General features: G+C 63.9%; 20 protein-coding genes, 1 tRNA gene and 2 riboswitches. Of the genes, 14 read left to right on the top strand and 7 right to left on the bottom strand.

From position 1 onward, the window contains the following. Positions 1-104: 104 nt before the first annotated feature. The gene (locus tag BG60_RS18565; RefSeq protein ID WP_008352495.1) at positions 105-1,250 is read left to right on the top strand and encodes a branched-chain amino acid ABC transporter substrate-binding protein; all 1,146 of its coding nucleotides are present in this window, start codon (positions 105-107) and stop codon (positions 1,248-1,250) included. A gap of 42 nt (positions 1,251-1,292) precedes the next feature. On the opposite strand, the gene BG60_RS18560 is transcribed toward BG60_RS18565, so the two are convergent. From BG60_RS18560 to BG60_RS18550, 3 genes are all read right to left on the bottom strand, one after another. Beyond that, complete coding sequence (locus BG60_RS18560) at positions 1,293-1,796, bottom strand: cytochrome b/b6 domain-containing protein (RefSeq protein WP_008352497.1); 504 nt, start codon at positions 1,794-1,796, stop codon at positions 1,293-1,295. 10 nt (positions 1,797-1,806) lie between these two features. Then, positions 1,807-2,070 carry a PepSY domain-containing protein gene (locus BG60_RS18555; protein ID WP_008352500.1) on the bottom strand — a complete coding sequence of 88 codons (264 nt, stop codon included), beginning with the start codon at positions 2,068-2,070 and terminating at the stop codon, positions 1,807-1,809. Positions 2,071-2,148: 78 nt separating this feature from the next. Next, positions 2,149-3,840, bottom strand: coding sequence for a thiamine pyrophosphate-binding protein (locus tag BG60_RS18550; RefSeq protein WP_034472322.1), 1,692 nt, complete (start codon positions 3,838-3,840; stop codon positions 2,149-2,151). 296 nt (positions 3,841-4,136) lie between these two features. Here BG60_RS18550 and flhF point away from each other — a divergent pair, with 296 nt between their 5' ends. Genes flhF through BG60_RS18535 form a run of 3 tightly spaced genes read left to right on the top strand, consistent with a single transcriptional unit; the run spans position 4,137 to position 7,569 of the window. Continuing rightward, positions 4,137-5,909, top strand: coding sequence for a flagellar biosynthesis GTPase FlhF (flhF, locus tag BG60_RS18545; protein WP_008352504.1), 1,773 nt, complete (start codon positions 4,137-4,139; stop codon positions 5,907-5,909). Beyond that, positions 5,902-6,819 (top strand): MinD/ParA family ATP-binding protein, encoded by a 918-nt coding sequence (locus tag BG60_RS18540; RefSeq protein ID WP_034472320.1) that lies wholly within the window; start codon positions 5,902-5,904, stop codon positions 6,817-6,819. The genes flhF and BG60_RS18540 overlap by 8 nt, the downstream gene beginning before the upstream one ends. A gap of 18 nt (positions 6,820-6,837) precedes the next feature. Continuing rightward, positions 6,838-7,569 carry an RNA polymerase sigma factor FliA gene (locus BG60_RS18535; RefSeq protein ID WP_008352509.1) on the top strand — a complete coding sequence of 244 codons (732 nt, stop codon included), beginning with the start codon at positions 6,838-6,840 and terminating at the stop codon, positions 7,567-7,569. 6 nt (positions 7,570-7,575) lie between these two features. On the opposite strand, the gene BG60_RS18530 is transcribed toward BG60_RS18535, so the two are convergent. Then, complete coding sequence (locus BG60_RS18530; RefSeq protein WP_008352510.1) at positions 7,576-8,670, bottom strand: GGDEF domain-containing protein; 1,095 nt, start codon at positions 8,668-8,670, stop codon at positions 7,576-7,578. A 191-nt stretch (positions 8,671-8,861) separates the two neighbouring features. Here BG60_RS18530 and BG60_RS18525 point away from each other — a divergent pair, with 191 nt between their 5' ends. After that, positions 8,862-9,872 carry an aromatic ring-hydroxylating oxygenase subunit alpha gene (locus BG60_RS18525; RefSeq protein WP_034472317.1) on the top strand — a complete coding sequence of 337 codons (1,011 nt, stop codon included), beginning with the start codon at positions 8,862-8,864 and terminating at the stop codon, positions 9,870-9,872. A 33-nt stretch (positions 9,873-9,905) separates the two neighbouring features. Here BG60_RS18525 and BG60_RS18520 read toward each other — a convergent pair. Next, positions 9,906-9,981 (bottom strand) — tRNA-Arg (locus BG60_RS18520). 312 nt (positions 9,982-10,293) lie between these two features. Here BG60_RS18520 and BG60_RS18515 point away from each other — a divergent pair. Beyond that, a complete protein-coding gene (locus BG60_RS18515) occupies positions 10,294-11,172 on the top strand; it encodes a c-type cytochrome (RefSeq protein ID WP_034472314.1) in 879 nt (292 codons plus the stop codon). 62 nt (positions 11,173-11,234) lie between these two features. Here BG60_RS18515 and BG60_RS18510 read toward each other — a convergent pair whose 3' ends face one another. Next, positions 11,235-13,322 (bottom strand): UvrD-helicase domain-containing protein, encoded by a 2,088-nt coding sequence (locus tag BG60_RS18510; protein WP_008352515.1) that lies wholly within the window; start codon positions 13,320-13,322, stop codon positions 11,235-11,237. A gap of 144 nt (positions 13,323-13,466) precedes the next feature. Here BG60_RS18510 and BG60_RS18505 point away from each other — a divergent pair, with 144 nt between their 5' ends. Further along, positions 13,467-14,510, top strand: coding sequence for an oxidoreductase (locus tag BG60_RS18505; protein WP_034472311.1), 1,044 nt, complete (start codon positions 13,467-13,469; stop codon positions 14,508-14,510). 3 nt (positions 14,511-14,513) lie between these two features. Here the strand turns inward: BG60_RS18505 and BG60_RS18500 are convergent, their stop codons facing one another. Beyond that, positions 14,514-14,840, bottom strand: coding sequence for a hypothetical protein (locus tag BG60_RS18500; RefSeq protein WP_008352517.1), 327 nt, complete (start codon positions 14,838-14,840; stop codon positions 14,514-14,516). 197 nt (positions 14,841-15,037) lie between these two features. After that, positions 15,038-15,143: riboswitch (glycine riboswitch) on the top strand. Between the two features lie 9 nt (positions 15,144-15,152). Then, positions 15,153-15,284: riboswitch (glycine riboswitch) on the top strand. Between the two features lie 116 nt (positions 15,285-15,400). On the opposite strand from BG60_RS18500, the gene gcvT reads away from it, so the two are divergent. The 7 genes from gcvT (at position 15,401) to BG60_RS18465 (ending at position 23,982) form a co-directional block, all read left to right on the top strand. Further along, positions 15,401-16,525, top strand: a complete 1,125-nt coding sequence (gene gcvT / locus BG60_RS18495) for a glycine cleavage system aminomethyltransferase GcvT (protein ID WP_034472309.1) — start codon at positions 15,401-15,403, stop codon at positions 16,523-16,525. A 62-nt stretch (positions 16,526-16,587) separates the two neighbouring features. After that, positions 16,588-16,968, top strand: coding sequence for a glycine cleavage system protein GcvH (gene gcvH / locus BG60_RS18490; protein WP_008352521.1), 381 nt, complete (start codon positions 16,588-16,590; stop codon positions 16,966-16,968). A gap of 62 nt (positions 16,969-17,030) precedes the next feature. Further along, on the top strand, positions 17,031-19,961 hold the full coding sequence (gene gcvP / locus BG60_RS18485; RefSeq protein WP_008352522.1) for an aminomethyl-transferring glycine dehydrogenase: 2,931 nt from the start codon (positions 17,031-17,033) through the stop codon (positions 19,959-19,961). Positions 19,962-20,085: 124 nt separating this feature from the next. Continuing rightward, the gene (locus tag BG60_RS18480) at positions 20,086-21,189 is read left to right on the top strand and encodes an alginate lyase family protein (protein WP_008352523.1); all 1,104 of its coding nucleotides are present in this window, start codon (positions 20,086-20,088) and stop codon (positions 21,187-21,189) included. 21 nt (positions 21,190-21,210) lie between these two features. Beyond that, positions 21,211-22,599 carry an L-serine ammonia-lyase gene (locus tag BG60_RS18475; RefSeq protein ID WP_034472306.1) on the top strand — a complete coding sequence of 463 codons (1,389 nt, stop codon included), beginning with the start codon at positions 21,211-21,213 and terminating at the stop codon, positions 22,597-22,599. Between the two features lie 139 nt (positions 22,600-22,738). Further along, positions 22,739-23,236 (top strand): hypothetical protein, encoded by a 498-nt coding sequence (locus tag BG60_RS18470; protein ID WP_034472304.1) that lies wholly within the window; start codon positions 22,739-22,741, stop codon positions 23,234-23,236. Further along, complete coding sequence (locus tag BG60_RS18465; RefSeq protein WP_034472301.1) at positions 23,230-23,982, top strand: hypothetical protein; 753 nt, start codon at positions 23,230-23,232, stop codon at positions 23,980-23,982. Before BG60_RS18470 ends, BG60_RS18465 begins: the two co-directional genes overlap by 7 nt. Positions 23,983-24,046 lie beyond the last annotated feature (64 nt).

Below are 24,046 nucleotides of genomic sequence, written 5' to 3'. Positions count from 1 at the left end.
TCGAACGCTCGGTTCAAACGAATTCAAACAATCGGCAGCAGGCACGGCGTAACGGAGACACGCGCGGCACAGGCTGCCATCCACACTGGAACACAGGAGAAGCTATGAAGCACACGATGACCAAGCTGGCGGCAGCCATGACGCTCGCCGGCCTGTTCGCGGGGACCGCAGCTGCACAGCAGGCAGAAGACGTGAAGGTTGGCTACGCCGGCCCGCTGACCGGTGCGCAGGCGCACTACGGCAAGGACATGCAGAACGGCATCACGCTCGCCGTCGAAGACTTCAACGCCACGAAGCCGGTGATCGGCGGCAAGCCGGTTCGCATCGTGCTGAACTCGGCGGACGACCAGGCCGACCCGCGCACGGGCACGACCGTGGCGCAACGCCTCGTCGACGATGGCATCAAGGGCATGCTCGGCCACTTCAATTCGGGCACGACGATCCCGGCATCGCGCATCTACGCGAACGCGGGCATCCCCGAAATCGCGATGGCGACGGCGCCCGAGTACACGACGCAAGGCTTCAAGACCGCCTTCCGCATGATGACCTCCGACACGCAGCAAGGCTCGGTCGCGGGCGAGTTCGCGGTGAAGACGCTGAAGGTCAAGAAGATCGCGATCGTCGATGACCGCACGGCATATGGCCAGGGTCTTGCCGACCAGTTCGAGAAGGCGGCGAAGGCGGCGGGCGGCACGATCGTCGACCGTGAATTCACGAACGACAAGGCTGTCGACTTCAAGGCGATTCTGACGAAGATCAAGTCGACGAATCCGGACCTCGTGTACTACGGCGGCGCGGATTCGCAAGCCGGCCCGATGGTCAAGCAGATGAAGACGCTCGGCTTCCGCGCGCCGCTGATGGCGGGCGAAATGGTGAAGACCGACACGTTCCTGAAGATCGCGGGCGACGCGGCTGACGGCACGGTGGCATCGCTCGCCGGCCTGCCGATGGACGAAATGCCGGGCGGCGCGGACTACTCGGCGAAGTACAAGAAGCGCTTCAACGAAGACGTGCAGACGTACTCGCCGTATGCCTACGACGGGGCGATGGCCATGTTCACCGCGATGAAGGCTGCGAACTCGACGGATCCGGCAAAGTACCTGCCGTTCCTCGCGAAGACCGACATGCAGGGCGTGACGGCGAAGCACCTGTCGTACGACTCGAAGGGCGATTTGAAGAACGGCGGGATTACGCTGTATAAGGTCGTCGGCGGGAAGTGGACGACGTTGCAGAGCGTGGGCGGGAAGTAAGCGTTCCTCGCATTGAGTCGAGAGAAAGCCTCGTGATTCGCGTCACGGGGCTTTTTTGTTGCCCGTCACCATCGCCCGAACCAAATTCTCCCGCGTCCACACGCTCATCAGCACGGCCGCGGCGACGTGCACGCAGACACAAACCTCGACCGCGATGGCGAGCCACGCATGAATCTCCTGCGGCCAGTCCTCGCCCCAGAACGCATCGAGCCGCATGATCCACCCGGACAGCGCGAGCGCGAGAATCAGGAACCAGAGAAGGAGCGCCATCAACCCGCCAAGCGGATTGTGCGAAACGTGATGGATCGGCCTGGCCCTGGCAAGCGACCTCAGATAGTCGACGAGATGCGAGCGCGTCGGCCACCACGCCGAAAACCGCGCATGACGCGAGCCGACGAAACCCCAAACGATACGCGCAACGACAAGCCCGGCCGCGACATACCCGAGCACGCGATGCGTGGAATCCGTCGGTCCGAACAGATTCCACAAGACGATGCCCGCGACGGCCCAATGCGTCAGCCGGACGAAGCCGTCCCAGACTTTCACGGCGCGAGCGTCACTCGACTTCCGACTTCACGACCGCCAGCGTCTTCGTGTCGTAATAGATCTCTACCTTCTTGCCGTTCTTGTCGTGACCGTAGATTTCGTAGCAGTTGCCATCGACCTTGAACTTGCGGATCTTGTAGCCTTGCGCTTCAAGCTGCGCCTTGGCATCCGATTCCTTCATCCATTCGCTCTTCGGATGCGCCGTGCAATCCGCCTTCGCGAATGCCGCACCCGAAAAGCCCAACGCCAACGACAAAGCCAGAACCTTAAGCATCGCTAACTCCCGGTGTTTTCGAACTGGCTACTCTACTGCCACCGGAAGCGCGCTGCAAGCAGCTTGAAAGTTTGTCCGCTAGCGCTTGCCTTGCTGGCGAATTTGTTCGAGTGTCGCGCCCGGCGTGCTCTGGTCCCGCGGAATGCGAATCTCGATCACCGCGGGCAAGCCGGATTCCCGCGCGCGCTCGAACGCGGGCATGAACTGCTCCGTCGATTCGACCAGCTCGCCATGCGCGCCGAACGCGCGCGCATACGCCGCGAAATCCGGATTCGTGAGCTCCGTCCCGTGCACGCGATTCGGATAATGCCGCTCCTGATGCATGCGGATCGTGCCGTACTGCGCGTTGTTCACGACGATGAAAATCACCGGCAGCCGATACTGCATCGCCGTCGCGAGTTCGTTGCTCGACATCATGAAGCAGCCGTCGCCCGCAAACGCGATCACCGTGCGGTCCGGATACAGCGACTTCGCGGCGATCGCGGCGGGCACGCCGTAGCCCATCGCACCGCTCGTCGGCGCGCACTGCGACCGGAAATGCCGATACGAATAATGCCGATGGAGCCACGTCGCGTAATTGCCCGCGCCGTTCGTCAGGATCGAATCGGCGGGAATCGTCTCGGCGAGCTGACGCATGATTTCGCCGAGCTGCACATCGCCCAACATCGGGCGCGGCTTGCGCCACTCGAGATACGCGGCGTGCGCGGCTTCGGCGCTGCCATCCCATGCAACGCTGGCGGGCGCTTCCAGCGAAGCCAGAAGAGACGCGATCTCCGGCATGCCCGACACGATGGGCAATTCCGCGCTATACACGCGCCCGAGTTCCTCCGCGCCCTGATGCACGTGGATGAGCGTCTGCTTCGTCTTCGGGATATCGAGCAGCGTGTAGCCGCCCGTCGTCGATTCGCCCATGCGCGGGCCGAGCACGAAGAGCACGTCGGCATCGCGCACGCGCGCGGCGAGCGCCGGATTGATCCCGAGGCCGACATCGCCCGCGTAGTTCGGATGGTCGTTGGAGAGCGTGTCCTGAAAGCGGAACGCGCAGCCGACCGGCAGTTTCCACGCTTCCACGAAGCGCGCGAAGTCCTGCGTCGCCTCGGCGGTCCAGCCGCTTCCGCCCGCGATCACGAACGGCTTCTTCGCGTTCGCGAGCAGTTCGCGCAGGCGCTCCATCTGCGCCTTCGACGGCGACGCCGCCACGCGCTGATATCGCGGCGCGGGCGGCACGGCATCGACGGTTTCGGTCAGCATGTCTTCCGGCAGCGCGAGCACGACCGGACCCGGACGGCCGGACATCGCCGTGTGAAACGCGTGGCTCATGTATTCAGGCACGCGGCGCGGATCGTCGATCTGCGCGACCCACTTCGCCATCTGCCCGAACATGCGCCGATAGTCGATTTCCTGAAACGCCTCGCGATCCATGTGATCGCGAGCGCATTGGCCGATGAGCAGGATCATCGGCGTCGAGTCCTGAAACGCGGTGTGCACGCCGATCGACGCGTGCGTCGCGCCCGGCCCGCGCGTCACGATCGCGACGCCCGGCTTGCCGGTGAGCTTGCCGACCGCCTCGGCCATGTTCGCCGCCCCCGCCTCGTGGCGGCAGACGATCGTCTGAATCTGCTCGGTCTCGTCGTGCAGGGAATCGAGCACGGCGAGAAAGCTCTCGCCGGGCACGCAGAACACGCGCTCGACGCCGTGATGGACGAGCGCATCGACGAGCAATCGCGCGCCGGTGGTTTGATCCTGTGAGGAAGGGACAGCGGACGTCATGCGAAGAAGTCTCCTTTGATTGTCCGGCGCGGCTTCGATGCGCGCGGAGCCTAAAGCTTACGCCGCCGCGCCCGCGCGCGGAAACGGGCGAAGCGGAATCTTTTTCCGCGCAAACGCCCGCCCTTGCGATGCACGGCGCGCTTCCATCAGCCGAAATACCCCTTTTTCTCACCCCTTATCCAGCGATGGACAAAGACTCAAGTTCGCAATAATGGCTTCACTGAAAAGCGGACACGGCAACGAGCCAAGTGGGTCCGCTTGCTAAAGATCGCAGTTTCACCTCATCGGGGGCAAGTTTGAACATTCGTAAATTCATCGGCGCGAACAGCCGCGACGCACTGCGCCAGGTTCGTGAAGCGCTCGGCCCCGATGCCATCGTGTTGTCCAATCGCACGCTCGATGACGGCTCGGTCGAGATCGTCGGCGTCGCGGACAGCGACATCGCGTCGATCTCGCCCGCCGCGAAGGAACAGGCAGCACGTTCGGCGGGCACGTCGCGCGCCGCGCTGGCCGCCGCTGCAGCCGCGATGCCGGCGAAGCAGCCGGCCGCGAATCCGTACGCGAGCGGCGATGTGTTCTCGTCCGTCTTCGGCGCGAACACCGATGCGGACGATGAATTTCACGCCGAGCCGGAAGCTCGCGCAGAAGACGACACGCCGCCGACGATGGCCGATTCCAATCCGTGGCTGATCGAGCATGCGAAGCGCATCGCGCAGCAGGCGTCGATGCCGTCGAACCGTCCGCTGACCGCGTCGGCTGCGATCGCACGCGGCATGGGCGTGCCGGTCCCGGTGACTGCGCAAGAGACGCGCGTCGAAAAGACGGCGGACTCGGCCCGCTACGCCATGCGTCAGCAAACGAAGCGCGCGGAAGCCGCCGTCGAGCCGAAGGTCCAAACGCCCGACTGGGCACGCGAAGCCGCGCAAATCGCCGCGCGCCGCGCCGCGCAGAAGATCAACGCGAGCGCGCCGCACGCCGAAGCAGCCGAGGCGAACGCCGCGCCGGCATCGAAGGAACACGCATTCGATGGCTTGCCCGCGAACGCGGCGGCCGTCGTTACCGAAGCGATCCGCACGCGCATGGAGCAGGTCGTCAACGAAACGGTGATGAACGAGCTTTCGTCGATGCGCTCGATGATGGAAGAGCACTTCTCCGGTCTCATGTGGGGCGAGCGCCAGCGCCGCAACCCGACGGGTGGCGCGCTCACGAAGCGTTTGTTCGCCGCCGGTTTCTCGGCGCAGCTCGTCCGCATGATGGTGGACAACATGCCGGAACTCGAGAGCGTCGAAGGCGCGCTCGAGTGGGTGCAGCAGGTGCTCGAATCGAACATTCCGGTGATGGACAGCGAAGACGCGCTGATGGAACGCGGCGGCGTGTTCGCACTGATGGGCCCGACTGGCGTCGGCAAGACGACCACGACGGCCAAGCTCGCCGCGCGCTGCGTGATGCGCTTCGGCGCAAGCAAGGTCGCGCTGCTCACGACCGACAGCTACCGTATCGGCGCGCACGAGCAACTGCGCATTTTCGGCAAGATTCTCGGTGTGTCGGTTCACGCGGTGAAAGACGGCGCGGACCTGCAACTCGCGCTTTCGGAACTCCGCAACAAACATATCGTGCTGATCGACACGATCGGCATGAGCCAGCGCGATCGCATGGTCTCGGATCAGATCGCGATGCTGTGCGGCGCGGGTCATCCGGTGCAGCGCATCCTGCTGCTCAACGCGACGAGCCACGGCGACACGCTCAACGAAGTCGTGCAGGCCTACAAGAGCGCGGCGGACCAGCCGCCGCTCGCGGGCTGCATCCTGACCAAGCTCGACGAAGCGACGAATCTCGGCGGCGTGCTCGATACGGTCATCCGCTACAAGCTGCCGGTGCATTACGTGTCGACCGGTCAGAAAGTGCCGGAGAACCTGTACGTCGCGACCAAGCGGTTTCTCATCAAGAGCGCGTTCTGCATCCCGCGCGACAACTCGCCCTTCGTGCCGCAAGACGAAGAAACGCCTGCGCTGCTGTCCGCGTTGTCCGCGCGCGCCACGACCGAACTGCATGAGGTGCACTTTGGATAAGTTCGTGCTCGACCAGGCGGAAGGCCTGCGACGGCTCCTTACGCGCGCCGGTTCGCGCGTGGTGGCGATCGCGGGCGGACCGGCGGGCATCGGATGCACGTCGGCGGTGGTGAATCTCGGCGCGGCGCTTTCCATCCACGGCAAGGACGTGCTCGTGATCGACGAGCACCGCAACGCGGGATCGGTGAGCCGTCTCGTGGGCACCGAAGACGCGGGCGCGCTCGCCTCGGTGATGTCGGGCCGGCGCATGCTCGGCGATGCCGTCGAGCGCACGCCGTTCGGCTTCTCGCTGATGGCCGCGCCGCGCGACGAACGCATCGTTCACGATGCCGCGCAATGCCGCGCGCTGCTCGACGGTCCGGCGGACATCGTGCTGATCGATGCGCAACTCGATCGCCACGGCGCGCTGTCGACGCTCGCGGCGCAGGCGCATGACTTTCTTATTGTGACGCGGGTAGCCGCGTCGGCGATCACCGAGGCGTATGCGTGCATGAAACGACTGCACTACGCCCATGCGATCGGCCAGTTCCGCGTGCTCGTCAATCACGTGCAGAACCCGGCCGACGCGGCGGTCGCGTTCGACAACCTGTCGGGCGTCGCGAGCCGGTATCTGGCCGTGTCGCTCGTGCAGGCGGGATATGTGTCCGAGGATGCGCGCGTCGCTCGGGCGATGGAACTCTCACGCTGCGCAGTCGAAGCGTTCCCGGCCACGGCCGCGGCGCGCGACTACCGCGCAATCGCGGCGGAGCTCCTGCACTGGCCGATGCGCCCCGCGCCTTATATGCGCGATGCGGGCGGCCAGGCCGACGCGCGAAATCCGGTTAGCGACTCTGTACAGGGCGCGCGGGAGGCGTCGCATCGTGCGGCTGCGCTTCACGACTTTGCATTGAGCAGCACGGCGTCGATGTGATCAAGATAGGTGACCAAGATGTATAACGCCCAAGGCAAACTCTCACAGTCGGAAGTGCTGACGAAATACGCACCGCTCGTTCGACGGCTGGGGCTCCAACTCGTCGCCAAGATGCCGGCGAGCGTCGATCTCGACGATCTCATTCAGGCCGGCATGATCGGCCTGCTGGACGCGGCGAGCCGCTACAAGGAAGATCAGGGCGCGCAGTTCGAAACATATGCGAGCCAGCGCATCCGCGGCGCGATGCTGGATGAGCTCCGCGCGAACGACTGGCTGCCGCGCAGCATGCGCAAGACGTCGCGCGAAGTGGAATCGGCGGTGCACAAGGTCGAGCAGAACCTCGGCCGCGCGGCGAGCGAGCAGGAAATCGCCGAGCACATGAAGATGCCGCTCGACGAATATCAGTCGATGCTTCAGGACCTGCACGGCAGCCAGCTGATCTATTACGAAGACTTCGATCGCTCCGCCGACGACGAGCCGTTCCTCGACCGCTATTGCGTCGATCGTTCGGATCCGCTGTCCGCGCTGCTCGACGACAGCCTTCGCGGCGCGCTGATCGAAGCCATCGACAAGCTGCCCGAGCGCGAGAAGCTCCTGATGAGCCTCTATTACGAACGCGGCCTGAACCTGCGCGAAATCGGCGCGGTGATGGAAGTGAGCGAGTCGCGCGTGTGTCAGTTGCACAGCCAGGCGGTCGCGCGTCTGCGCACGAAGCTGCGCGAGCAGGCGTGGACGAGCGTCGAGGCCTGACGTTCCCTAGCTGATCTCGAAGTCCCGCGTCTCGGCGAAGACCGTTTTCCCTTCGCCGAGACTTTTCGCGCGGTACATCGCGCGGTCGGCGGCGCGCAGCACGGCGGTCATGCCGGTTTGATGCGCGGACGCCGCGCTCGAAAGCAGGCATGCGCCGATGCTCGCCGATACCGACACCGGCCGCTCCTGCACCGACGTAATTTCGCCGAGCGCCGAATGGATGTTGTCGGCCACCGACAACACGGCGTCGCGGTCGCGCATCTGATGCGCGAGCACGACGAACTCGTCGCCGCCCAGACGCGCGATGGTGTCCGACTTGCGCATGCGCTTCGCGAGCGAGTCCGCGAAGGCTTGCAGCAGCAGATCGCCGACGGCGTGACCGTAGGTATCGTTCACTTCCTTGAAGCCGTCGAGATCGATCAGAAGGAGCGCGGTGGCGTGATCGCCATTGGCTTCGGGCGCGTTCATCGCGCGATCGACGACTCTTTCCAGCGCGTACCGGTTCGACAGACCCGTGAGCGGATCGGTCGATGCCTGACGCGCTAGATCGCGATTCGCGTTGCCGAGCCGATCGACGAGCACGCTCAGATACACCGATGCGCCGAGTACGCTCAGCGCGAGCCCGATCGCGGCGGGAAGATTCTCGTGCCACCACGGCTGCCAGACGGCCATCGCCGTGACGATGATGAGCGCCGTCGCGCACGATACGGCGAGCGTGCGCTTGCCGTATCGGCATCCCGAACCGATCAGAAACCAGAACATCACCCAGAGAAGCGGCAGCGCCGTTGCGCCGCCCGCGGCGAGCGCGAGCCCGAGGATCGTCTGATCGGCGATGGTCGTGACGGTCAGGCGCGCAACAGAAGGCGCGCTCATGCGGCTGACGATCAGAAGCGTGATCGCCCCATAAGACACATAGAGCGCGACGAGGCGCGTGGTCAGGAAGGCATCGTGTGAAGGGCGGAGCCACGCGAAAACGCCGTAAGCCAGAAGAACCACCGCTCCCATCCAGACCCGCAGCGTGGCCTGCTCGCGTTCCGGATTCCGGTGTTCGGACCATGCGAAGGCATAAGTCCGGCGTGCCGGTTGATGCGCCTGCTCCATACTGAACCCCTGGATGGTGATTTCTTTCTTTTATCTTGCTGCCAAGTACTGCGGCCCCGTCGCATGGCATCGGCTGAATGGAGTGGTATCGAGTTGCACCGAGCGAGCGATCCGCTATTTTGCAACGTTTTGCGAAGACGCTGTGTTTCGTGTAAGAACAGCTTAAGAACGTCCATTTCTCATTCACGGCGATGCGCGACGAATCCATTTCTTTAGCTGCCGAATGGCTGCCCGTTTGCAATAGCGAAGACGTGCCGGAAGGCGGCGCGCGCGGATTCATCGTGGCCGATGAGCGGATCGTCGTGTGGCGGGACAGCATCGGCGCGGCGCATGCGTGGCGCGATTACTGTCCGCATCGGGGCGCGCAGTTGTCGCTCGGGCATGTGATGCGCGATCAGATCGTGTGTCCGTATCACGGCTGGAGTTACGACATCGAAGGACAGTGTTTGCGGATTCCGTCGAATCCTTCATTGCGTCCGTCGAAGCGCGCGTGCGCGACGACTTTCGTTTGCGAAGAGAAGTACGGCGTTATCTGGATGTGTTTCGGCGAGCCTGCGTATGCGCTCGATTTCTTTCCCGAAGCCGCGATTCCCGGTGGCCGGCGCATCAATCTCGCGCCGCAGACGGTGAGGTCGTCGGCGCCGCGCGTCGTCGAGAATTTTCTGGACATGGCGCATTTCTCGTTCGTGCATGCGGGGATTCTGGGCGAGGACACGCATACGGAAGTGCCCGATTACGAAGTCGTCGCGAGCGATGAAGGTCTGGAAGCGCGGCAATGCCGATACTGGCAACCGGCGGGAATGCCGGGGCAGGGCGGCGGCGCGATGATCGATTATGTGTATCGCGTGAAGCGGCCTTTGATCGCGAAGCTGACGAAGATGGCGTCGGGCGGGCAGGGCGCGCTGCATATCATGCTGGCGGCGTCGCCGGTGACGCAGACAGAGACGCGCGCGTGGCTCGTCTCGATTCACGAGGATGATTCGACGCATTCCGATCGCGAGCTATACGACTTCAATATGGAGATTTTGATGCAGGACACGCCGGTGGTGGAGTCGCAATGGCCGCAGCGCTTGCCGCTCGATCTCGATGCGGAGTTGCATCAGAAGTGCGATCGGATGGCGGTGGCTTATAGGAGGTGGTTGGCGGGGATGGGGTTTGGTTGGGGGACGACGACGGCGAACCGCGAGGGCGGACTCGAGTAGTTTCGACTGCGACGGCTGTCGAGTGGAAACGCTTGGCGCGCCCGGCTGGGATCGAACCAGCAACCCCTGCCTTCGGAGGGCAGTACTCTATCCATTGAGCTACGGGCGCATCGGAGAAGGGCTTGCGGAAGAACTACACACGCCGTAAGACGGCTGCAAGGCCCATGCGAATCCGAGAGGATACCTGTTTTCCGTGACGCCGTCCATTGTGCGGGACCGGACGCCCTGCGCGGAACGAGTCACAAAGCATCACACGATTCGGGTAAACGCCCGCTTCGCCGCCCCGGCCACCCCGCGCCGACAGTTAAGCGTTCCGTCTATAATCGACCGTGCCTTTCCCCAAGGCGCGCCTAGCGCACTGCCGTAGCTGTCACGCTGTCACTGAACCGACTCACACCAAAAAACGGGAGACGAGACAAGCATGAGCGAAGCACCCCACGGAGCCCCGATCAAGACACCCGGCCAACTCATCGCCGCGGTCATCGCGGGATTCGGCATCCCGGTCGCCATCATCATCCTGCTCGCGGTGTACGTGAACAATTCCACGCGCACCGGCGCCGGCACGGACATCGAGCAGTCGGTCAACGCGCGCATCGCGCCCGCCGCACAAGTCGATGTCCGCGACGCCAACGCGCCGCGCGTCTACAAGTCCGGCGAGGAAGTCTTCAAGGCCGTGTGCTCGGCCTGTCACGCGACAGGCACCGCCGGCGCGCCCAAGTTCGGCGATGCCGGCGCATGGGCCCCGCGCATCGGCGAAGGTTACGACACGCTGCTGCACAACGCGCTCAACGGCAAGGGCGGCATGCCCGCGCGCGGCGGCACCAGCCCCGACGATTACTCCGACTTCGAAATCGCGCGCGCGGTCGTCTATATGGCGAACGGCAGCGGCGGCAAGCTCGCGGAACCGGCGCAACCGGCATCGGGCGCCGCGGCTGCATCGAGCGCGGCAGCGCCCGCCGCAGCCAGTTCGAACGAAAATGCTCAGGCCGCCGCAGCGGTCGCGGCGCTCGCATCGGTGCCGGCGGCGGCGCCGGCCGCGGGCGCGCAAAGCGCCGACGCCGCTCAGGCGGGCAAGGCGCTCTACGAGCAGGTCTGTCAGGCGTGTCACGCGGCGGGCGTGCTCGGCGCGCCGAAGTTCGGCGACAAGGCCGCGTGGGCGCCGCGCCTGAAAGAGCCGATGGACACCGTCTACAACTACGCGCTGCACGGCAAGGGCGCGATGCCGCCAAAGGGCGGATCGAACGCATCGGATGCAGATGTGAAAGCCGCCGTCGATTACATGGCGAACGCGGCGAAGTAAGCGAAAGCCCCGCGCGAGCGGCCGCGCGAGCGGGGTTTTTCATCAGCAAGACGGCAAACCGTTCACGTCTTCTGCAACATCGCCTTGAGCATCGCCATGCGATCTTTCGGCGACAAAGGCGCTTCTTCGGCCGTCGGCGGCGGCGCATCGTCGAGCAGCATCTCGGGGATGAACCGCGACGGCTCGCACACCACCGTCTCCCGCGCGCGCTTTCTCTTCTTGCACCAGTTCAGATGCAGACTGCGCTGCGCCCGCGTGATCGCGACATACATCAGCCGGCGCTCTTCCTCGATGCGCGAATCGTCGACGGGCGCGTCGTCGTCCGAACTGCCGCGATGCGGCATGATGCCTTCCTCGACGCCCACCAGAAAGACGTGTGGATACTCCAGCCCCTTCGACGCATGCACCGTCGACAGGCGCACTGCATCCGGGTCTTCTTCCTTGCCTTCGAGCATCGACATCAGCGCGACGGTCTGGATCAGGCCGAGCAGGTTCTTGCCTTCATCGGCGAAACCGTCGGCGGTGTCGAAACCGGTCTGCTCCGCGCCCGGCGCGGCTTCCGGCTTCGTGCCCTTGCGCTTCAGCCATTCGAGAAATTCGAGCACGTTCTGCCATTTCGACTGCGCCTGGCGCTCGTCGTACGCGTCATAGAGATACGACTCGTAGTGGATGGCTTCCATCATGTCGTCGAGAACTTCGGTCGCGGGATCGCGCGCGGCGCGGTCCGACAGACGCCGGATCCATTCGCAGAACGTGCGCAGCGGCTCGACCTGCCGCGCCGACAGACGCGCCTCGATGCCGCCCATGAACACCGCCTCGAACAGCGACACCTTCGCCGCGCCCGCGAATGCGCCGAGCGCTTCGAGCGTCGTGTTGCCGACACCGCGTCGCGGCGTGGTGATCGCGCGGATGAAAGCGGGATCGTCGTCGGGATTGGCGATCAGCCGCAGATACGCGATCAGATCCTTGATCTCGGCCTTGTCGAAGAACGATTGCCCGCCCGAGAGCACATAAGGAATGCGCTCCCGCCGCAACACCTGTTCGAAGATGCGCGCCTGAAAGTTGCCGCGATAGAGAATCGCGTAATCGCGAAACTGCGTGCGCCGCTCGAACTTGTGCGCCGACAAGCGAAACACGACGGATTCCGCCTCGTGCTCTTCGTCGTTGCAGCCGGTGACGGTGATCGTGTCGCCCATGCCGTGCTCGGACCAGAGCTTCTTCTCGAACAGCTTCGGATTGTTGGCGATGACGTTGTTCGCCGCCGTCAGAATCCGCACCGTCGAGCGATAGTTCTGCTCCAGCTTGATGACATGCAGCTTCGGGAAATCCTTGCCGAGCTGCGCGAGATTTTCGATGGTCGCGCCGCGCCAGCCGTAGATCGCCTGGTCATCGTCGCCGACGGCCGTGAACGCGGCGCGCGGACCGGCCAGCAGCTTCACGAGTTCATACTGGCACGCGTTCGTGTCCTGATATTCGTCGATCAGCAGATAGCGCAGGCGGTTCTGCCACTTGTCGCGCACCTGCTCGTTCTCCGCGAAAAGCTGCGCGGGACGCAGGATCAAATCGTCGAAATCGAGCGCCTGATACGCGTGCAGCGTCGCGGCGTAACTCCGATAGACGATCGCCGCCTGATGCTCGTCCTCGTTGCTCGCGAGCACGGACGCCTGATCGGGCGAAACCATCGCGTTCTTCCACAGCGAGATGATCGACTGGATCTTGCGGATCAGGCCTTTGTCCGTCGTGCCGAGCTGTTCCTGAACCATGCCGAAGCAATCGTCGGAATCCATGATCGAGAACTGCGGCTTGAGTCCGACGTGTTCCGCTTCCTGCCGCATGATCTGCACGCCGAGCGAGTGGAACGTGCAAATCGTCAACTGATTGACGGGAATCTTGCGGCCTTCCTTGCCGGGCGTCGTGAGCGTCTTGCCTTCGAGGAGCTTGGCCGTGCGCTCGCGCATTTCGAGCGCGGCCTTGTTCGTGAAGGTGAGCGCGGCGATGTGCTTCGGCTCGAAGCCGCGCCCTTCGATCAGATGCGCGATCTTCTGCGTGATGACGCGCGTCTTGCCGCTGCCCGCGCCGGCGAGCACGAGACAGGGACCATCGAGATAGCGCACGGCTTCGCTTTGCGCGGCGTTCAGACCAGCGGACATCGTTTTGGCTTTGGAGTTTGGGCGCGCCTGGCTGTGACTTGCGCGCGAAAGGAGAGCGCGATGTTAACACGATAGAGGCGGCGCGGTTCCGGCCCCTGTTCGTGCCACAATATCCGGTCAATTCAACGACAGGACGATGCCCGCATGGACACAGCACTCAAAGTCGGCGTAATGGGCTACGGCCTCGCCGGCGCGACGTTTCACGCGCCCGTCATCGAGCACTGCGGCCGCGCCGAAGTCACGGCCGTCGCCACGTCGCAGGCCGAGCGCGCGCAGGCCGATTATCCGAACGCGCGGATCGTCGCGGATTTCGACGCGCTGCTCGCCATCGACGAACTCCAGTGCGTCGTCGTCGCGACGCCGAACGACACGCACTTCGATCTCGCGCATCGGGCGCTGTCGGCGGGCAAACACGTGGTCGTCGACAAACCGGTGACGCTTTCGTCGCGCGACGCCCGCACGCTCGCCGATCTCGCGCAGCAGAAAGGGCTCGTGTTCGCGCCGTTTCACAACCGTCGCTGGGACGGCGATTTCATGACGGTGCGCGCCCTCATCGAAAGCGGACGGCTCGGGCGCATCACGCATTACGAATCGCATTTCGACCGTTTCCGCCCGAAAGTGCCGCAGCGCTGGCGTGAGGAAGCGGAGCGCGGCGGCGGCCTGCTGTTCGATCTGGGGCCGCATCTGATCGATCAGGCGCTGACGCTCTTCGGCGCGCCGCAAACGGTGACGGCGTTCGTGAAGGCGCATCGCGACCACGCGCACGCGCCGGACTACGTGCATCTCGTGCTCGGTTACGCCGACAAGGAAGTAATCCTGCACGCGAGCGCGCTCGCGGCGCTGGAGCCGCCGCGTTTCGCGATCCACGGCACGCGCGGCAGTTATGTGAAGAACGGGCTCGATACGCAGGAAGATCAGTTGCGTTCGGGGATGCGCCCGGGCAATCCGGAGTTCGCGAAGAATCCGCCGGGCACGTTGCGCGAGGTCGATGGCGATCTCGATCTGCGTCACGAATTCGCCACGAAAGATGGCGCGTACGTCGAGTTTTATCGTGCGCTGGCGGCGGCGATTCTGGATGGCAAGCCGTTTCCGGTTTCGCCTCAGGACGCAGTCGACACGATGACGATCATCGAACTCGCGATGCAGAGCGAGCAAGAAGGGCGGCGCGTGCCCTTCGCGCGCGGCTGACGCCTAGCGGCGGCTGACGCTGCCGCACGTCGTCCGCACTTCGCCGGCGATGTCGCCGCAGTTCACGTTGCCCGACACCGTCGACACCGCGCCACCGACATCGCCGCAAGTCACGTTGCCCGACACGGTCGACACGACGCCGACCGCGCCGTGAACCGCGACCGTATCGCAGTTGTCCGCCTGAAACGCCTGAAGGTCGCCGTGCACTTCGAGCGTGATGCGCGTCGCTTCGCCGGCGCTCACGTTCTTGCCGTCGACGAGCACGCGGCCGCCGCGAACCGACACATGGTTGCCTGTATAAGTAACGCCGTTGATGGTGATCGTGGCCATGTTCGTCGAAGAGGAATCAACGCGATCCGAACAGTGTACGCGTGATTTCATTGCGAAAAAGCGCTGCTTCTGAAACAAACTACGACGGATTTGTCGATACACGCTCGCGCGTTTGCATCGGTTTCGAATCTGCGGAAAAGCGCAATCGCGCAAGTCCGAATCCGTTTGACAACCCTAATTCGGTCGCGTAAATTCTGCCGCACGCGTCGGGAGAGCGCGTGGCCTTTCATCGCAACGAGAAAGACCGCGCCGCCGAAGGGGCATACCCGCAAACTCTCAGGCAAAAGGACCGACCGCGTCGAGGAACGAGTTTCCTCGCACTCTGGAGAGCGGCAGCGGCTTCGTCATTGAGCCAGTTGCCCACCGAAGGGGCGCGCGATGGACCGCGGCACAGCCGTGCACGGTTCGCGCAATCTCTCAGGTACCGAGGACAGAGGGGTCACGCATCGCAACCGCTCGCGGCATGGGCCTTGCGCGCTGCTTTCCGCAGCACGAAAGGCGCATCCGGCAGGCGAATAGTGCGCTGCGTGGCCTTTTTTGTTTCGCGAACCGAGGCCCCGATGACTTCTCTTCAACACACGCCGCTGCACGCCGCTCACCTCGCGCTCAACGCGCGCATGGTCGATTTCGGCGGCTGGGACATGCCCGTCAACTACGGTTCGCAGATCGACGAGCACCGCGCGGTGCGTACCGACGCCGGCATGTTCGACGTCTCGCACATGCGCGTCGTCGATTTCGAAGGCGAGGCCGTCCGCGAATTCTTCAAGTACGCGATCGCCAATAACGTCGACAAGCTGACGACGCCCGGAAAAGCGCTCTATTCCTGCCTGCTCAACGGCGACGGCGGCGTCATCGACGATCTGATCGTCTACTACTTCTCCGAAACGAGTTTTCGCGTCGTCGTGAATGCGGGCACGGCGGAGAAGGACATCGCCTGGTTCGGTCAATTGAATGCCGAAGGCGAATTCAACCTTTCCATCACGCCGCGTCGCGATCTCGCGATCATCGCCGTGCAAGGTCCGAACGCGCGCGAAAAAGCCTGGCAAGTGCTGCCGGACACGCGCGCGCAGACGCAGGACATCAAGCCGTTCAACGCGGTCGTTTTCCCGTCGACGCAATTCGGCGAACTGATGCTCGCGCGCACCGGCTACACCGGCGAGGACGGTTTCGAGATCGTCGTGCCGGCGACGCATGTGGAAGCGCTCTGGAACGCTTTGCGCGACGCAGGCGTGAAGCCCGCCGGCCTCGGCGCGCGCGACACGCTGCGCCTCGAAGCCGGCATGAACCTCTACGGCCAGGACATGGACGAGAACGTCTCGCCCCTCGACGCCGGCCTCGCGTGGACCGTCGATCTGAAGACGCCGCGCGATTTCGTCGGCCGCAGCGCACTCGAAGCGCACGGCTCGAAGGCGAACTTCGTCGGGCTTGTGCTCATCAAGGAAAACGGCAAGGCGGGCGGCGTGCTGCGCGCGCATCAGAAAGTCGTCACGGAACGCGGCGACGGCGAAATCACGAGCGGCACGTTTTCGCCGTCGATGCAGGAGTCGATCGCGTTCGCGCGCGTGCCCACGGGTGTTGCCGTCGGCGACACGGTGCAGGTCGTCATCCGCGACAAGCAACTGCCGGCGCGCGTGGTAAAACTTCCGTTCGTGCGCAACGGCAAGGTTCTGGTTGAGCTTTCCTGAAGCCGTCGCGCCCGTTTCCTCCGATCAAGAACCTCACGAAAGAACCACGCAAGGAGCATCCAATGAGCATCCCGGCCGATCTGAAATACACCGAATCGCACGAATGGGTCCGCACCGAATCCGATGGCACGCTGACCGTCGGCATCACCGATCACGCGCAGGAAGCGCTCGGTGACATCGTGTTCGTCGAACTGCCCGCGGCGGGCAAGACCGTTGCGGCGGGCGACGCGATCGCGGTGATCGAATCGGTGAAGGCCGCTTCCGATATTTACGCGCCGGTGTCGGGCGAGATCGTCGCATCGAACGACGCGCTGACTTCGGCGCCCGATCAGGTCAACGGCGCGCCGTACGAAAGCTGGCTCTTCAAGATCAAGCCGGCCGGCGACGCCACGCTCGACAAGCTGCTCGACGCCGAAGGCTACGGCAAGTCGATCGGCGAATAACCCATCTCAATGACGATGGCGGCTCGCGCAGACCAAGAGCGAGCCGCGTCGCAGGAATTCACATGAAGCTCGAACACCCGGATCGCCTGATGAACCGCACATCCCTGTCACTCGCCGCGCTCGAATGCCACGACGCATTCGCCGAGCGGCACATCGGCCCCGATGATGCCGACCAGCGCGCGATGCTCGACGCGCTCGGTTTCGCGTCGCGCGCGGCGTTCATCGACGCGGTGATTCCTGAATCGATCCGCCGCAAGGACACGCTGCCGCTCGGCGCGTTCACGCAGCCGAAAAGCGAGGCGGAAGCGCTCGCGTATCTGCGCAAGCTGGCGGACGAGAATCTGGTGTTCCGGACTTACATCGGCCAGGGTTACTACGGCACGCACACGCCGGCGGTGATCCTGCGCAACGTGCTCGAAAATCCGGCGTGGTACACGGCATACACGCCCTATCAGCCGGAAATTTCGCAAGGGCGCCTCGAAGCGCTGCTCAATTTCCAGCAGATGGTCATGGACCTGACTGGCCTCGCGATGGCCAACGCCTCGCTGCTCGACGAATCCACCGCCGCCGCCGAAGCGATGACGCTGCTGCAACGCATCGGCAAGCCGAAGTCGAACGTGTTCTACGTTGCCGACGACGTGCTGCCGCAGACGATCGAAGTCGTGAAGACGCGCGCGAAGCCGGCGGGCATCGACGTGAAAGTCGGTCCCGCCGCCGATGCCGCCAGCGCGAATGCATTCGGCGTGCTGCTGCAATATCCGGGCGCGAACGGCGATGTGCGCGACTATCGCGCGCTCGCCGAAGCGATTCACGCGGCGGGCGGCCATGTCGTCGCCGCGGCGGATCTGCTCGCGCTGACGCTCATCACGCCGCCGGGCGAATGGGGCGCGGACGTCGCGATCGGCAATACGCAGCGTTTCGGCGTGCCGGTCGGCTTCGGTGGGCCGCACGCGGCATACATGGCCGTGCGCGATGAATTCAAGCGCCAGATGCCGGGCCGTCTCGTTGGCGTGACCGTCGATGCGCAGGGCAATCCGGCGCTGCGTCTCGCGCTCCAGACGCGCGAGCAGCACATCCGTCGCGAGAAGGCGACGTCGAATGTCTGCACGGCGCAGGCGCTGCTCGCGATCATGGCGAGCATGTACGCGGTCTATCACGGCCCGCGCGGTCTCAAAACGATCGCGCTGCGCGTGAATCGCGTGGCGTCGATCTTTGCGGCGGGCGTAAAGAAGCTCGGCTACACGATCGCGAACGACACGTTCTTCGATACCGTCACGATCGAAAGCGGCGCGAGCACGACCGCGCTGCATCAGGCCGCGTACGCCGCGCACATCAATCTGCGTCATGTGAGCGCGAGCCAGGTCGGCGTTTCGCTCGATGAAACCACCACGCGCGACGACTTGCAGAAGCTCTTCGCGCTCTTTGCGGAGGTCGCGGGCAAGACCGAAACATTCGATATCGACGCGCTCGATCAATCGGTGACGGATTCGCTGCCGCAGGCACTGCATCGCACGAGCGAGTATCTGACGCATCCGGTTTTCAATCGCCACCACTCCGAGCACGAAATGCTGCGCTATCTGCGCAGTCTCGCGGATAAAGACCTCGCGCTCGACCGCACGATGATCCCGCTCGGTTCCTGCACGATGAAGCTCAACGCGACCTCGGAAATGCTGCCGGTCACGTGGCCGGAGTTCGCGGCGATTCATCCGTTCGCGCCCGCCGAGCAGACGGTCGGCTATCGCACGATGATCGATCAGCTCGAACAGATGCTCGTCGCGTGCACGGGTTACGCGGCGGTGTCGTTGCAGCCGAACGCCGGTTCGCAAGGCGAGTACGCGGGCTTGCTCATCATTCACGCGTATCACGAGTCGCGCGGCGAAGGGCATCGCAACGTGTGTCTGATTCCGGCGTCCGCGCACGGCACGAATCCGGCGTCGGCGCAGATGGCGGGCATGCAGGTCGTCGTCGTCGCGTGCGATGCGAACGGCAACGTCGATATCGACGATCTGAAGGCGAAGGCCGAAAAGCATTCGGCGAATCTCGCGGCGATCATGATCACGTATCCGTCGACGCACGGCGTGTTCGAGCGCAACGTCCGCGAAATCTGCGACATCGTGCACGCGCACGGCGGCCAGGTGTATGTCGACGGCGCGAACATGAACGCGATGGTCGGTCTCTGCGCGCCCGGCCAGTTCGGCGGCGACGTATCGCACTTGAATCTGCACAAGACGTTCTGCATTCCGCACGGCGGCGGCGGACCGGGCGTCGGTCCGGTCGCGGTCGGCGCGCATCTGGCGAAGTTCCTGCCGAATCAGACGTCCACGGGCTACAAGCGCGATGAAGCAGGCATCGGCGCGGTGTCGTCGGCGCCGTACGGCTCGGCCGCGATTCTGCCGATCTCGTGGATGTACATCGCGATGATGGGCGCGAGCGGCCTCACCGCCGCCACCGAAAGCGCGATTCTCGCGGCGAACTATGTCGCGAAGCGTCTCGCGCCGCACTATCCGGTGCTGTACAGCGGCGCGGGCGGACTGGTCGCGCACGAATGCATTCTCGATGTGCGTCCGATCAAGGAATCGAGCGGCATCTCGGTGGAAGACGTCGCGAAGCGCCTGATCGACTACGGCTTCCACGCGCCGACGATGAGCTTCCCGGTTCCGGGCACGCTGATGGTCGAGCCGACGGAATCGGAATCGAAGGAGGAGCTCGACCGCTTCATCGACGCAATGATCGCGATCCGCGAGGAAATCCGCGCGGTCGAAGAAGGCCGCGCCGATCGCGAGGACAACGTGCTGAAGAACGCGCCGCACACGGCGGCGGTCGTCGCATCGGATGCGTGGGAGCACAAGTACACGCGCGAAGCGGCCGCGTATCCGCTGAAGTCGCTGATCGCGCGCAAGTACTGGTCGCCGGTCGGCCGTGCGGACAACGCTTATGGCGACCGCAATCTGATGTGCTCGTGCGTGCCGGTATCGGAATACGCGGACGAGTAAGGCTACGCGCACGAACCTGAGAGAGCGCCGCCCGAAAGCGTAAAGCTTCGTCGGGCGGTTTTGCGGCGCGTTCCAGAACGGCTAACATCTCACCCCGGACCAAAAGCCAAAACAGGGAGTTCACATGGCGCTCAAGGTGCGAGAGGTGAAAGGGACGAACCGCGCGTGCGCGGCGCTGGCGATGCTCGGGGTGATGTCGCTTGCCGCATCGTCCGCGCACGCCGCGATGAATTTCTGCGCGGCGCCCGCGATGCAGACGAGCGAGCGCACCAACGCCGATCCCGGTGTGAAGGCCCTCGTGAAAATGGTGCAGTCGCGCGTGAACGATCAGCCGAAGCCGCGCGCGAAGCTGCATACGGAAGGCACGCTGCCGCACGAAGGCATCTACGACGAAAGCGTCGAAGCGGAGAAAGACCTCGGCCTGATGCGCGACGCCGCGCTCGCGTGGCGCGCGACCGGCGACGAACGTTACCTGCGTCTCGTCGACCGCTTCCTGTTCGCGTGGACGACCACGTATCAGCCGAGCTTCAATCCGATCGACGAAACGAATTTCGAATCGCTGATTCTCGCGTACGACCTCACGGCGAGCGCGCTGCCGGTCAAGACGCGCAACGCGGCGAACGCGTTCATCACGAAGATGGTGAGCGGTTATATCGACGATATGGACAAGCAGCCGCGCCCGCTGACCGGCAGCTATCGCAACAACTGGCAGAGCCATCGCGTGAAGCTGGTGGCGATGGGCGCGTTCACCATCGACGACCGCAAGCTCATCAACGCGGCGCAGCGGCTTTTTATCGAACATATCGGCGACAACATCGCGCCGGACGGATCCACGGTCGATTTCGCCGAACGCGATGCGCTGCGCTACGTCACCTACGATCTTCAGCCGCTCGTGACGGCGGCGCTCGCCGCGCGCAGGCACAACCGCAACTGGCTGCCGGAGCGCGCGCAGTCGGGTGCGACACTGGCCGTGGCGCTCAACTGGCTCACGCCGTATGCGCTCGGCACGAAGACGCACGACGAATTCGTGAAGTCGTCCGTGCCTTTCGACGCCAAGCGGCGCGAAGCAGGATTGCCGGGTTACTCGGGTCAGTGGGATCCGAGGAACGCGGCGGAACTCTTTCATCTCGCGGCGCGTCTCGACGGCCGCTACGCGCCGGTGGCGCTGCGGCTCGCGCCCGCGCCGCCCGCGTGGCTCGCGGTGTGTCTGCCGCTGCCGGCGCGTTAATTCTTTCAGTCAGGTGATGTCATGGCAGTCAGCGTATTCGACCTCTTCAAGATCGGCATCGGACCTTCGAGCTCGCACACCGTCGGACCGATGCGCGCCGCGTTGATGTTCGCGCAGGGGCTCGAGCGCGACGAACTGCTGGAGTCGACGGCATCGGTGAAATGCGAGCTGTACGGCTCCCTCGGCGCGACGGGCAAGGGCCACGGCACCGATCGCGGCGTGATGCTCGGCCTGATGGGCGACGCGCCCGATACCGTCGATGCTTCGAGCATCGTGCCGCGCCTGGAGCAAGTGCGAACATCGAAAACGCTCGCGCTGCTCGGCGCGCGCCAGATTCCGTTCACGATCAAGGAGAACATCGCGTTCTACCGGCAGGCGCTGCCGGAGCATCCGAACGGCATGAAGCTCTACGCGTTCGATGCGAACGGCGCGTTGCTGCGCGAGGCGACGTATCTGTCTGTTGGCGGCGGATTCGTCGTGACGGCGGGCGCGGCGAATACGGCGGTGCTGACGGCGCACGAGCAGTTGCCGTATCCGTTCCAGACCGGCGACGAGCTGATGAAGATGTGCGCGGACTCGGGCAAATCGATCGCGCAACTGATGTGGGAAAACGAGCGCGTGTGGCGTTCGGAAGACGAGATTCGCAGCGGGCTGCTGCGCATCTGGGACGTGATGCAGGATTGCGTCGCGCGCGGGTGCGGCATCGGCAATCCGGAAGCGGAAGGGCATCTGCCGGGGCCGTTTCAGGTGAAGCGGCGCGCGCCGCAGCTTTATCGCGCGCTGGCTGAAAAGCCCGAGCAGGCGTTGCGCGATCCGTTGTCGATGATCGACTGGATCAATCTCTACGCGATTGCCGTGAACGAGGAGAACGCGATCGGCGGACGCGTCGTGACGGCGCCGACCAACGGCGCGGCGGGCATCATTCCGGCGGTGTTGCATTACTACGATCGCTTCGTGCCGGGATCGAATACGCAAGGCGTGATCGATTTTTTGCTGACGGCTGCGGCCATCGGCATTCTGTACAAGATGAATGCGTCGATTTCCGGCGCGGAAGTCGGATGTCAGGGCGAAGTCGGCGTCGCGTGTTCGATGGCGGCGGGCGCGCTGGCCGCGGTGCTCGGCGGCACGCCGGCGCAAGTCGAGAATGCGGCGGAAATCGGCATGGAGCATAACCTCGGGCTGACGTGCGATCCGGTCGGCGGAATGGTGCAGATTCCGTGCATCGAGCGTAACGCGATGGGTTCGGTCAAGGCGGTCAACGCGGCGCGCATGGCGATGCGCGGGGACGGATCGCACTACGTTTCGCTCGATTCGGTAATCAAGACCATGAGGGAGACGGGCGCGGATATGAAGACCAAATATAAAGAGACTTCGCGCGGCGGATTGGCGGTGAATATCGTGGAGTGTTGAGCGCTAGGGGTTGCCTGCGGACAAGCCGCTTTATCGATGACTGAAACATTCGTTGTACGAGATAATTTGCGGTGCGGACGCGGTTAGCATCAGCGGAATCCAAGACAGATTTTGCCGATTGCAGACCGAGAGAGCAGCATTGGAATCCGATCAATTGCTTGCCCACAAGCAGGCGTTCAAGACGCTGACTGCGTCGCCCAAGTTCAGGCAGATGAACAAGAGCAAGTGGCCGAAGCCATTCAGCAGAATGGCGCGTCCGCGTGTCCAGGCCACCGATCTGATTCCCGTTTCGGATGCGCACTGCGTGCTGTTCATGTGGCGCGATGGCGAAGAGCTAATGGATCGATCGTTCTACGGACACCTGCTCTGGACTTTGCCTCAAGGCGATTTGTATCCGCTGTTGGAGTTTCACTATCATCCGAGCCATAGAGGCGTGCATTGCAAGATGCCCTCCGAAACGACCATCGATTATCGGAATCGCTTGCTGCCGGGCGCGCCGGAGCTTAACCTCAAGTCATCTCGAATTTTCGATCCGCGCGTCACAGATGATCGCTCGGCGCTCATCGTCCTATTTTGCCGAGCGACAGGCATCACGATCTCTAACGAGCAAAACGGTCAAGGCGATTTATTGTGTTAGCCGAATTCCTGAAGCGAACGGTATGCGCGCTCTTCGAAGTTCACGAAGATCCGCGTCAGGTGTTTCGCATCGTCACTCCGCTCGAGTATCCGGGCACCGGAGATCGCGTGGTGGTTCGAGTGCGCGTTCGCGATGGCGCGTTTTCGATCGACGAGAACGGTGAGGCTTGCCTTTGCGCAAGCATGATCGGCGGGGACGTCGAGTCCGGCGCCGTCGAGCAGTGGTCGCAGAGCCTTTTGCAGTACAGTCCGGCGCGTCTTTGCAACGACGAAGTCATTCGCGCCACGACAATGGACGAGCGGCTGGTGGTCCCCTACGTGTTTCGCGTGGCCGAGGCGGCGCAGCAGCTTTACGGTGTGGCGACGTCGCGCGTCGAACGCCGATCGGGAAGTGATTTCAAGGGACGCTTGTCACGCACGATTGCCGACATAGCCCAAGAATTCGACTTGAAGCACTATGCCGAGGTCGAACTGCCCATCTCAGGGAAATTCATCGCGGACCACGTGATCGAGACGCCGACGCCGTCGATCGTCATTGCAGCCATGAGCGACACGCGACTCCTGGAAGGGGAATTGATTCACATGCAGTATCGCGAGGCAAAGAAGTCAGGGCACATACTGGCGATCGCCGAGAGTCAGTTGGCCGTCGGCAAGGCACAGTTCGAACGCGCCAACTACTACACCTGGAAGACCGTCGTCTTCGATGCGCGAAACCTTCGAAGTCTGATCGGTTCGGTCCTTCATTGAAGCGGAACATCACGCCCCAATCAAATTCACCACCTTCACATTCCTCGTATCCGGCACTTCGGCA

It is taken from the genome of Caballeronia zhejiangensis (genome assembly GCF_000698575.1).
Classification (GTDB): Bacteria; Pseudomonadota; Gammaproteobacteria; order Burkholderiales; family Burkholderiaceae; genus Caballeronia; species Caballeronia zhejiangensis.
The sequence above is the reverse complement of the archived record's forward strand: the minus strand, read 5'-3'. Positions and strand labels throughout refer to the sequence as shown.